Source organism: Pedobacter sp. KLB.chiD, from assembly GCF_047040275.1.
Taxonomy (GTDB): Bacteria; Bacteroidota; Bacteroidia; order Sphingobacteriales; family Sphingobacteriaceae; genus Pedobacter.
Genome location: NZ_CP178207.1, coordinates 3712132 through 3724820 on the forward strand (window position 1 = coordinate 3712132; position 12689 = coordinate 3724820).

The 12689-nt window shown below is 41.7% G+C and carries 5 protein-coding genes; all 5 read right to left on the reverse strand.

The annotated features are described in order from the left end of the window. Positions 1-3: 3 nt before the first annotated feature. Positions 4-1755, reverse strand: coding sequence for a cellulase family glycosylhydrolase (locus ACK1I8_RS15235; RefSeq protein ID WP_412466187.1), 1752 nt, complete (start codon positions 1753-1755; stop codon positions 4-6). A gap of 17 nt (positions 1756-1772) precedes the next feature. Then, positions 1773-3170, reverse strand: a complete 1398-nt coding sequence (locus ACK1I8_RS15240; protein ID WP_412466188.1) for a glycoside hydrolase family 30 protein — start codon at positions 3168-3170, stop codon at positions 1773-1775. An 87-nt stretch (positions 3171-3257) separates the two neighbouring features. Next, complete coding sequence (locus ACK1I8_RS15245) at positions 3258-4784, reverse strand: RagB/SusD family nutrient uptake outer membrane protein (protein WP_412466189.1); 1527 nt, start codon at positions 4782-4784, stop codon at positions 3258-3260. Positions 4785-4796: 12 nt separating this feature from the next. After that, positions 4797-7940 (reverse strand): SusC/RagA family TonB-linked outer membrane protein, encoded by a 3144-nt coding sequence (locus tag ACK1I8_RS15250; RefSeq protein ID WP_412466190.1) that lies wholly within the window; start codon positions 7938-7940, stop codon positions 4797-4799. A 259-nt stretch (positions 7941-8199) separates the two neighbouring features. Further along, entirely contained in the window at positions 8200-11118 is a 2919-nt protein-coding gene (locus ACK1I8_RS15255; protein WP_412466191.1) for a triple tyrosine motif-containing protein, read from the reverse strand. Positions 11119-12689: the final 1571 nt, after the last annotated feature.

A 12689-nucleotide genomic window follows, 5' to 3' on the forward strand; every position in this document is an offset into this window, starting at 1 on the left:
CTTTTATTTTATAAACTGAATATAACTAAAATTATAACCACCATTGGCAGTCACTACCCTGATTTTTTGCCATCCGGCATTTAAAGGCACATTTTTGATTTCGAAAGGAGCAAACTTTTTCATATTCCCAGTATTTGGGACTGCCGCTTCGCTGGCAACGGTTTTACCATTAATTAAAATGGTGATCCGCCCGTTAGCCTGATCGGCTGCGGCATTAATCTTTAAAGTATAGTTACCTTTTTGTGCCACCTTAACGGTGTATTGCAACCACTCTCCTTTTTCGATATGGTTTACATAATATTTTTCGTATTGAAGCGAATCTTTCGCAATATCTACACCATCGTTGCGGTAAATCATGCCGCGGTTTCCGGCCGTTCGTTTATTGGTTACCGTATGGTAATCGGCCGTATCATGATCGAAATAGGCAAATCCGTTTTTTCCCAAATCATAGTCAACCGCGTAAATAATGCTTCTGTTCTGGATGAGATTAGCTTTAAAAGGTTTGGTTTCATGACTAAAGGGCTGGCGGATCATCGCATCGATTACATCACGGTGAATGATGGTGTTTTCTAACCTCGAATAAATGGCCAGCTCCATCAAACCGCTATACACGTTGCTATCTTTAGGTTTATCGCCACCCTGGTTCAGGTATTTAACCAGTGCATCGTAATTGGGATTTGATTTAATTTGCATGGGGTTATTGACACCCATTTTCTTTAAAGGCCACCACGACCAGCCAATATTGTTTTTTTCTAAAAGCCGGATGGCATCGGTAAACCAAACATTAGAGTTCTCGCCTGTTTCGCCCAGCCAAACGGGTACATTTTGCTCATCGCGGGCTTTAATGATGTGCGCTATCGAAGCCTGATCGTTATAATTCCAGTATTTATGAAAGCTTAGGGCCATGTTTTTATCCCACAGCGGGAAAATGCCATTGTAATTGTTGCCCCAGCCATTACCTTCAATAATAATAAGGTGTTGCTGATCTACTTCACGGATAGCTTTGGTGATATCCACCATCAATTTTCTTAAGGGAGCGTTTACTTTTTCTTTAGTACCGTTTTTATCTTCTTCGGGATTGGTGAAACCATAGTTGGGTTCATTTATAATATCATAAGCGCCAATGTAGGGTTCATTTTTATAACGTTCGGCCAGTTTACGCCATAAGGCTATGGTTTTCTCCTGGTTGGCCTCACTATTCCAAAGATAGGGCTTCGAAGGATCGCGGTCGGCAATGTTTACATCGTTACCCTGCCCGCCGGGTGCGGCATGTAAATCTAAAATAAGGTACATTTTATTGGCTTTACACCAGTTGAGCAAACTATCGGTTAAGGCAAAACCTTTTTCGAGCCAGGTATTTTTACCCGCTACAGGCTCCTGGTCAACCGGCAGGGTATAAAGATTATAATGCATGGGCAAGCGGATGGAATTAAAACCCCAACGTTTCATCGAATCGACATCAATTTTACGCATATGGTTAGTTAGCCAGGCATCATAAAATTCCTGCGTTTGCTTCGGCCCCATCAGGTCGGCAATCCTTTCGCGGATGCGGTATTGTTGTGCCTCTTTGTTTATTTTAAGCATATAGCCCTCCTGCAACATCCAGCCACCCAGGCCAATGCCGCGCAGCACTACGTTCTGGCCTTCCCCATCAATAATTTTTGTGCCTGATGCTTTTAAAAAACCCTGACCAAAACCGGTAAACGAAATGCTACTGAACAGAAAAACAGATAAAAGTGATTTTTTCAAAAACATAGTTGATTGATTAAAAATTACCAGATATAAGTAGCTACTGCACCCTTATCGAGCGCCGCGGCATAGATTTTGCCCTTTAGGCTGATATTAAATGCTGCAGATGTTTTGCCTGTATTCGCCACAATAAGTACGTATTTTCCATCGGGTGTTTTAAATGCAACATTGGCCAAACCGTCAGGCTCGTTAGAAGCAACCCGTACAGCACCCGGCCTTACAAATTTTGAGGCATGGGCAATGGAAAAGTAGGCCAGGTTGCGGCTATAATGATCGCCGTTGATGGTAACTGCCCCCTGGCACATGGAACAACCTCCCCTATCGGTATAAGGTTTATTTTCCGGATCAGCTGCCAAATTCCACTCTAACACATTTCTGGCCCAGTTACGCGTGGCGCCGATAATTAAGCGCGCTACCGGATCTATAATGTTAATCGCCGTGGCATCTGGCTCTTCTACTACCATTTGCTCAGAGAAATAAATATTTTTATCGGGATGGGCATTGTGCACATCGGTGAGCGCTTCTATTTTACCTCCGTAAAGGTGAAAGGCAGACCCATCGATATATTTTTTAGCTTCCGGATCATCTAAAATACTGATCGGATAATCGGGCCGATCGGCATTGTGATCGTAAATAATAATTTTGGTTTTAATGTTGGCTTTTGCAAAAGCGGGGCCTAAAAACTGCTTTACAAATAGCGCCTGATCGGGTGCTGCCATAAATAAACTGGGGTTATTACCGGGATGCAAAGGTTCGTTTTGCACCGTGATGGCATCGATAGGGATCCCCTCCTTCTTCATTTCCTGCACGTAACGCACAAAATATTGGGCATAAGCAGCGTAGTATTCGGGTTTGAGCATCCCGCCCCGTGCGTCGTATGTAGTTTTCATCCATAAGGGGGGAGACCATGGCGAACCCATAATTTTAATTTTAGGATTAATGGCCAGGATCTCTTTCATTACCGGAATAACATCTGCCTTATCCGGGCCTAAATTAAACTTAGCCTGTTCCAGATCGGTTTCACCTTCCGGAAGATCATTGTATGAAAATACTTTCTCGTTTAAATCAGACGCTCCGATGCTCAGCCTGATGTAACTTACACCGATATGATTACCATTGGCTGCAAAAAGTTCGTTAAGCAAATCCGCCCTGGCCGGTGCACTCATTTTAATGATATGCTGTGCACTGCCCCCGGTTAAAGCATAGCCAAAACCATCTATACTTTGAAAAGTTTCTTTTTCGTTGATTACAATTACAGGTTGTTTGTTTTTGGCTGTAGACAACTTTAAACCTGTAGCCTGGCGGGTAAATAAGGCTGTACGGTCGGCTTTGGTTAACCACACCTGCGGCTGGCTTTGCGCCATAACCGAAAAAGTAAAAGCACAACCCATTAAGAGTCCAACGGACCTGGTAAATAGCATATAAGAAAAATAATCTGATAAAAAACAGGAAGAAAGGTTTCACTTTCTCCCTGTAACAATTAAACTTTAAGGATATGTAGACTTTATTTATTTAGTGCCACCCCACTCTTTGCTTTGTACAATTTTGGTATTGTTTAACTCCGCTTGAGGGATCGGCAAGGTTTCATTTTTATTCGCCTGAAATCCTTTAAAGGCCAGTTTAGTTGGCGCAAGTCCCCATCTAACCAAATCAAACCATCTTTGTCCTTCGGCCACCAGTTCCAGGCGTCTTTCTTTCATGATATTATCCATGGTTACATCAACAGGATTTAAACCTACCCGGGCCCTTACGGCATTAAAGAAAATATAAGCCCTGGTACCTGCGCCAACCGCTGCACCACTTTTCAACAAGGCTTCAGCTTCCATTAAATAGGTATCAGCTAAACGGATTTCATACATATTCTGACCAAAATTTAATTCCAGCTGGCCAACAGCTGCTTTGGTAGAAACACGACCAGCATATTTTTCAACAAAATATCCGGTATTATCATTTGCATGTTTGTAGGTTACAATACCTGCTTTTTCCAAACTATCCAAATTGGCCACCGTAGGTTTGTTACGCGGATCGTAGTGAATTAAATCAAACAGTTCCTTGGTTATTGGCATCACACTCCAACCCGAAACATAGTCTGGTGCTTGCGAAGCAATTACCGGTACGTAGTTACGCGGTCCTACCAGAATGCCCATCACATTACCTTCACGGCTCCCAACATTACCCCAACCCATGTTAGAGGTGGTATTGTAACTGAGTTCTAAAATAGACTCTGAATTGAATTTATTTTTCCAATTCCACAAATCGGCAAATTTTGGCAATAGTTTATAGCCATAGGTGCTTGCACCAGGCGCTGAACCATTTACCTCTGCAAACTCTGCAGCGGCCAGGGCCCATTTTTCCTGCCATAAATAAACCTTGCCTAAAACCGCATGTGCTGCACCTTGATTTAAGCGTCCTGCATCTGCAGTAGGGACCGTTACCGGAAGAGCCGATAACGACTCTTTTAAATCCTGTTCGATCTGTTTGTATACATCTGCCGGAGCAACCTGTGTTACATCGAACATGGCAGAAGGCTCTATTGGCGCCAGGATTAGCGGTATATTTTTGAAAATGCGTACCAGATCGAAATAAAATATCGCCCGCAATGCTTTGGCTTCGGCAATATACCTGGCCTTGGTTGAAGCATCCATGCTAATGCCTTCTATTTTTTTCAATAACACATTGGCACGGTAAACACCGGTAAAGCCTTTGCTCCATAAATAACTCGGCGCCCCTGATAGCGAATTCACCGTATAATTGTTCATGGCCTGCATATCTCCTAAATCCGAAGGAGAATCGGCACCGGCATAATGATCATCTGATGCGGAGCAGAATAAATTAAGCTTGGTGAGGTAACCGCTGGATTGATTACCTAACTGATCATAAACCGCTACCAAACCCGTAAATGCCTGTTGCTGATTTTGATAATAATTTGTCTCCAATATGCGTTCGCGTGGATTTACCTCCAGCTGTTTTTGACAAGAAACGATAAGCTGAGAAGCGGTTAAAAGGGCTACAATAGCTAAAATATTCTTTTTCATTTTTAATTTTTTTTAGAATCCAACATTTAAACCTACCATGAACGAACGGGCTTGCGGATAAACTCCACGATCTACCCCCAATACAGTTCCACCTATTTCGGGATCGTAACCGGTATACTTGGTAATGGTCCACAGGTTTTCACTCATGAGATAAACCCTAACTTTTTGTGCACCAATTTTTTTGGTCACATTTTCTGGAAGATTATAACCTACCTGAAGGGTTTTTAAACGGAAGTAGTCACCTTTTTCTAAATAATTTCTGGAGAATTTGGTATAGTTTCCATTAAGATCCTTATCTGCAACACGCGGAATATCGGTTGAGGTATTGGTTGGTGTCCACCTGTCAAGAATTGATTGTTGCCAGTTTCCATAAGTTACATCCAAACGTCTTAATCCCTGGAAAATCATATTTCCGCCAACACCATTTCCGAATGCCACAAAATCAAAGTTTTTGTAAGCCAGGTTAATGGTAACACCATAGGTATATTTTGGAAGCGGACTGCCTAAATAGGTACGATCGCTACCATTTATGGTTTCATTTCCATCTAAATTGGCGAACTTAATGTCTCCTGGTTTTGCAGAAGGTTGTAATATAGTACCTCCCGGACCTCTGTAAGCATTAACTTCTGCCTGCGATTGGAAAATACCAAGCACTTCATAACCATAAAACTCATTAAATGCACGTCCAAGTCCGGTACGGGTAAAGTTGCCCATGCCCTGAAAGCTTTGTGCATTATCTTCAATAAATTCTCTTCCCGGCAACAGTTTGGTTACCTTATTTTTCAGGGTCGAGATATTGGCATTGATCCCTAAATTAAGTTCTCCGATTTTTTTTCGGTAACCCAATTCGAATTCTATACCGGTATTCTGCATATCGCCAACATTTTCTGCGGCACCACCTGCTGCACCTAGATAAAGCGGAATAGAAGGGGTTTGCAACACACCAATAGTTTTCTTTTTGAAATAAGAAGCGCTCAGGCTAAAATCATTAAACAAGGTCGCATCCAAACCAATATCGGTTTGGTGGGTTTCTTCCCATTTCAGGTTCGGGTTTGATAACGCAGCCGGACTCCATCCAATGGTGCTTACATCCGTAGTACCAAATGTATAGTTACGTCCGCTATTCACTAATGATACATAACTGAAATCGCCAATGGCATCATTTCCGGTAATACCATAACTACCCCGTAATTTTAAGAAGTTAACCACCTTGTTTTCTTTCCAGAAAGCCTCTTTTGAAGGCACCCAACCTACTGACGCCGAAGGGAAATAACCAAAACGGTTGTTTGTACCAAAGCGTGAAGAACCATCACGACGGATAATACCTGTAAACAGATATTTTTCATCATAGTCGTAAGTTACCCGGGTAAACAGCGAGTTAACGACATGCAAGGTGGCATCACTACCATCACCCTGAATATCGGCGGTTGCCGGTTTATAGTTTAAATTGGCCTGATAAAAATCCTGCGCAATGATATTGTTAAACCTTACATTTAAACCGCGGTTATTGTTGTCCATATAATAACCCTGACCCAAAATAGCATAGGCATGATGTTTACCAAAACTCTTAGAATAGCTAAGCGTATTTTCCCAGTTATAATTTAGGGTCATGTTCATCTCGCGATAGAAGTTAGTCTTCGAATTCGTATTTGCGGGACTCAACCAGAATAAAGGGGTATAAGATTCTGAACCATAGAAAGCAATTTTAGTTCCTAGGGATGACCTGAATTTTAAATTTTCGATAGGCTCAATTTCCAGGAAAGCATTACCAACAATGTTATGATCCCAGCCATAGTTACCCAGTCTGGTTTGCGTATATGCTAAAGGATTACTCATTTCCTGACCAACCGGACCCGAAATACCATAAGGAAATCCTGTTGCCGGATCTCTTATAATATTGGCTATGGTATAAGGAGATTTGCTGATAACGGTTGGGTCGGTTTGAATAACCGGGGTGATCGGATCCAAATGAATGGCTGAACTTAAAGGCCCACCAAACTCGCTGTTGGTATTACCCAACGATTTATTAACCGAATGGCTATAGCCTAAATTCTCGCCAAAACTGATCCACTTGGCAGGCTTATATGTGGAGTTAAGACGGATGTTTGCACGGTTAAAATTGGAAATAGGTGTGGCTACAATACCTTCCTGATCGATATAACCAAAGGAAGTGTAAAAGGTAGATTTATTCGTTCCGCCTGAAACGCTGAACTCATGGGTCTGCCTGCGGGCATCGTTATTAAAAACAACTGATTGCCAATCAGTACCCTCTCCATAAGCAGATGGATTTGCATAAGGAAGTGTAAAAGTACCGTCGGTTGCCGCATTGTAACTGTTTGCATAGGCTTCATTCCTGATCGTAGCATATTCTGTTGCGTTTAACAATTTTAACTTTTTAGCAGGCGCTTGTGTACCGTAAAATCCATTGTAATTGATAGATAATCTTCCTTCTTTACCTTTTTTGGTAGACACGATAATTACACCATTTGCCGCTCTGGCACCATAAATGGCCTGCGAAGCTGCATCTTTTAAAACCTCGATAGATTCGATATCTGATTGATTTAAATAACCGATACCGCCATTATCTACAATTACCCCATCCACTACCCAAAGCGGATCGTTATTGCCTGAAGATGCAAAAGAGGTAAATCCCCTTACCCGTACTGTTGAAGCAGATCCGGGCTGTCCGTTACCACTGGCAATAGTTAAACCAGATGTTCTTCCCTGTAAGGCCTGTTCTACTCTGTTAATTGGCATCGATTCCAGATCTTTAGCCTTTACGCTGGATATAGACCCGGTTACAAGGGCTTTTTTCTGTGTTCCATACCCTACAACTACCACCTCGGTTAAATCTTTGGAATTGGCAGATAGCGAGACATTAATACGGCCATCAGCAGGAACAGTTACCGTTTGTGTGGTCATACCGATTAAACTAATGTTTAATTTGCCACCTACGGGAGCCTGGATGTTGAAAACACCATTGGCATCAGTAGACGCCGCTTTAGTAGTGCCCTCCAGCCGAACGGTTACGCCCGGCAACGGACTACCATTTTGTTCTGTTACCTTTCCTGTAACGGGAATGTCTTGTGCCAATAAGGTCAACGGGAATGCCAGGATACAGTAAACGAAGAATACGAACGTAAATCTTCTTCTCATAAAATTAGTTTTAAGTTGATTAATTTGGTTAGTTCATGATACAGTCTTACTGGTTGCTGTTCATTAATCAAAACTATACACGTAAACAGCAATAGCAGCATTTTCCACTACTACACCAACCATACAACAGCTATAAAACTGACATTACAATAGAGAAAACAGGCCTACATAACCCCTACAAGTCAACCACAAACAACTGTAATACAGTTATTTAAATATTTTAACAAAAAATAACAGCTTTGGTAACAAAAACATGCGTTTAAGGCATTTTTTGCCGTGCTATTTCAATTAAAAACTCATACAAATTAGTTTCCGGCTTGAGCTGTAGTTTTTTTCGAAGGCGGTAACGACCTACTTCGATCGCTTTAATTGTTACGTTCATCAGCTGGGCCATTTCTTTTGAAGAAAGGTTCATAGACAAGTAGGCGCAGAACTTCAGATCATTCTGGCTCAGGTCTGGATAAAGATCTTTAAGGCGACTAAAAAATTCGGTATTTACATGATTGAAGTGCACACTCATATGATCCAGCTCCTGGTCTTTTTTCTCTACATCCTTAATCAGCCTGATCAGGTGCCTGAAACTTGGCGAACTTTCGTTAAGATCATTGTTTTTAATTACCGCAGATATGACTTCCTTTATTTTGGCCAATACTTTACCACGCTGCACCAGGTGCATGGTCATGGTAGAAAGTTCTTTGTTCTTATAATTTACATCGGCCTCGAGTTTTTCGTTCTGCAGCCGTACAATTTCTTTTTCATTTCGGTCAAGCTCCAGCTGGTGCAGGTAACTCATGCGTTCTTGCTCCTTAACATGTTTCTTTTTTTGCCACCTGATAATTAACCTTAGTGCCATTACAATTAAAATAAGATAAAAAATCCGCATCCAAATGGTATTGTACCAGGCCGGTAGCACTACAAAAGTATAACTTACCACCTCCGATTCGTTACTGATACCAGTGCTCGCCTTAACATTAAACGTATATTTCCCGGCAGGTAAATTGGTATAATCTTTTTCGCTTTTAATGCCCCATGCAGACCATTCGTTATCAAAGCCGGCAAGCTGATAACTGAATTTGATGTTTTTATCATGCTCAAAAAGTGTAGAGGCATATTCGAAATGGATCGAATTCAGGCTGTTTACATATTCAGGTATATCACTCAGCTCCTGCTTAGGTACAATATTTCCCTTGTTTACAAAATAGCCCCCAAAAACCACACTATCTTTATTACCCATTAATTTTACGTTACCCAACACCACATTTGGCCGGGTGATATTCTGAATGTACTTTTGGTAATTGATGTGATACGCTCCTTTGTTGGCCCCGATAAATATATTCTGACTATCGGGGGCATAGATCGATTCGAAACCGCCAACCACTTTACCATTCAGCTCGGGCAGGTACAAAATACTGAATGGATTTTTCCCACTGGGCCTATGGAAATCAATAACGCCTACTTTTTTATTGGTTACGAACCAGATATTACCATCGTTATCTTCTTTCAGATATTGAATAGGAATACCATTGAGAGCAGAGCCGAACAACTTAAAACGGTTGAACTTTTTACTTCCGGCATTATATTCAAAAATTCCGCTTGTGGTGGCAATAACCACCCTGTTTTTAATATGAAAAACATAATTATAAAGCTTGGTTGGTAAACCATCCCGATCGGAGAACAATGTAGTGTGCAAAATACTTTTATGATCCGGCTGGAGTTCTATTTTATAGACACCATGATAAGGATGCGAAGCCCAGATCTGATCGGGATTATTATTATCAGCTACAATAAAACGCAGGGTTTCGTTAATACCGGCAATTTTACCACCATTTATAAAGCGGCTTCCATCGTAAGTGAGTTCCTGTAGTCCGGCATAGGTACCTGCTATGACCTCTTTGTTCGGATAAACGCCATCCATGGTTTGGTACATCCAGGTCCCAATCAGGCTATAGAGCGGCGTGCCGGTGTTATCTTTCACCAACAAGGTTCCATCCTCGTGGGCCATTAACAGCTGGTTATTAATTTCGTCCAATCCCCAAACCTGCCCTTTACTGTTCTTTACCTCTTCGAAATTGGCAGGAGAATAGCTTAAATCGGGCATGGCCGTATTAATTTTGGCTTGGTACAAACCGTTAGAGGTACCAATATAAATGGATTTTCCATATTTGCGGAAAGCATAACTGGTAATCTGCTTATTGCGATCAGGAGAAATACTTTTCACGGCGCTGTTGATGGCCACATAAGCAATCCCGTCATCAAGGGCCAGCCACATGTTCTTATCCTTATCCAGCAGTATACCCCTTACGTTATTGTTCTGCAAACCTTCTTTGTAGTTATATTTCTGTACCAGATCGCCCTTTTTATTCATAATATACACCCCGCCGGAAGTGGTGGCTACCCCATATAAACCTGAATTGATCTGCGTGGCCAAATAAATCCGCTCGTTTAAAAAAACCTGATTTAAACTGCTACTTAAAGGTTTTAGTTGATGGTTAATCATCAAAAACAATCCTTTTTTTAACATCGAAACCAATAAAGTATCGCCACCATAAGGCAATACAGCGGTAATGCCTGAGCGGTTTAAAATACTATCCTTGCAAAATGGTTTCCACATGCCATGGTCGTAAATCATCAGGCCCGAATCAGACGACTGCGAAAAAACCTTGCCTTTTGCAGTCCCCATAAACATCCAGTTGGTATTGGTTTTATAACTTTTAATTACCCCATCTTTATAATGCAGAATAGCATGTATCGACCTAAAAAATACCTCGTCTTTAACAATAGAAACGCCCCATATATCGGCCAGTTTCCGCATGTTTTCGGGCAGCAGGTGCAACAGCGAGGTATATTTTAAAATTCCCTGGGCATTAGGGTAGAAATAACCAAACTCATCTTGGCCGCCAACATAAATGCGGTTTTTGGCATCTATCCCTACGGAGCGTACCGAAGTAAAATTAGGTAACCGGTACAGGTTCCAGTAACGGCCGTTAAAAGTAAGTAAGCCCTCATTGTTGCCAAAATAGACGATACCGTTTTTATCCTGTTCTACATCCCAGTTCTGTATACCGCCATTATATTGCTCATTACTGTAGTTTACAACCTGTGGAATACCTAATAAAACCTGTGAATGGGTAGAATAAGCAGTTAAGAAGAATAATATAGCCGGTAAAAGTCTCTTCATTTGGTTTAGTGAAGGGTTAAAACGCAATAATAAATATATAATTTTAATTCCGGTTAGCCCTTTCTTAATTTCAACCGCTTGCGCGGGTTTCTGACGCATGCATCAATAGCCTAAAGACTGCATCGTTTAACGTGTACCGATTTTTTATCAAGGGCTTGCGCGCGTTTCTAACGCGCGCATCAATAGCTAAACGATTGCATCGTTTTAGGCAAAACAATATTTTTATCACCCCAAAACATTGTTGAATAGCTGAGCTTTTGGCTTTGGTCTTTCAGCTTTGGTCTTTATATCAACAGGCTTGCGCGCGTTTCTAACGCGTGCATCAATAGCTTAACGATTGCATCGTTTTAGGCGAAACAATATTTTATCACCCCAAAACATTGTTGAATAGCTGAGCTTTTGGCTTTGGGCTTTCAGCTTTGGTCTTTATCTTATTTTGAAGCGCACCACCTGTGGTTAATGGCATAGGTTCAGTCCCGCTTTCCCTGCAAGTCCTCGCTACGCTCCGGGCTTTCCGTTCAATCGGGGCTAGCTAACTTCTTATCTGCAAGAAATAAATATGGCTTTGGAATTTTAATGAGGCTTGCGCGCGTTTCTAACGTGTGCATCAATAGCTAAACGATTGCATCGTTTTAGGCGAAACAATATTTTATCACCCCAAAACATTGTTGAACAGCTGAGCTTTTGGCTTTGGTCTTTCAGCTTTGGTCTTTATCTTATTTTGAAGCGCACCACCTGTGGTTAATGGCATAGGTTCGGTCCCGCTTTCCCTGCAAGTCCTCGCTACGCTCCGGGCTTTCCGTTCAATCGGGGCTAGCTAACTTCTTATCTGCAAGAAATAAATATGGCCTTGGAATTTTAATGAGGCTTGCGCGCGTTTCTAACGTGTGCATCAATAGCTAAACGATTGCATCGTTTTAGGCGAAACAATATTTTATCACCCCAAAACATTGTTGAACAGCTGAGCTTTTGGCTTTGGTCTTTCAGCTTTGGTCTTTATCTTATTTTGAAGCGCACCACCTGTGGTTAATGGCATAGGTTCGGTCCCGCTTTCCCTGCAAGTCCTCGCTACGCTCCGGGCTTTCCGTTCAATCGGGGCTAGCTAACTTCTTATCTGCAAGAAATAAATATGGCCTTGGAATTTTAATGAGGCTTGCGCGCGTTTCTAACGCGTGCATCAATAGCTAAACGATTGTATCGTTTACGCTACTCCAATACAATTGATCGCCTATAGCAAATAAATTAATCTTAATAACCTGAACTCAATAATTAATTAAAATACTTCCTTATAAACGCCCCATCCCTGACCGATTCGTCATGCTGAACTTCCGCCCGGCCGGTCGGACGGGTGTTTCAGCATCTTTTAAGCAGGAAAGACCCTGAAATGAATTCAGGGTGACGGAGTCTAAATCAAAAAAGGAGATATAGGCTAACGAGAGGCAATATTAATAATCCAACTCAGGTTAATATCCTTACCGTAGATTTCTCCCCGCCCTTGCAGGCAGGCCTGCCTGCAAGGGCGGGGCACATCGTTGTACTCCGCTCGAAATGACGGATTTTTGTTTGATATT

Excerpts from the sequence above, each read along its gene's own strand:
- ACK1I8_RS15250 (WP_412466190.1), bottom strand. The coding sequence starts at position 7,940 with ATGAGAAGAAGATTTACGTTCGTATTCTTCGTTTACTGTATCCTGGCA.
- ACK1I8_RS15245 (WP_412466189.1), bottom strand. The coding sequence starts at position 4,784 with ATGAAAAAGAATATTTTAGCTATTGTAGCCCTTTTAACCGCTTCTCAG.
- ACK1I8_RS15235 (WP_412466187.1), bottom strand. The coding sequence starts at position 1,755 with ATGTTTTTGAAAAAATCACTTTTATCTGTTTTTCTGTTCAGTAGCATT.
- ACK1I8_RS15255 (WP_412466191.1), bottom strand. The coding sequence starts at position 11,118 with ATGAAGAGACTTTTACCGGCTATATTATTCTTCTTAACTGCTTATTCT.
- ACK1I8_RS15240 (WP_412466188.1), bottom strand. The coding sequence starts at position 3,170 with ATGCTATTTACCAGGTCCGTTGGACTCTTAATGGGTTGTGCTTTTACT.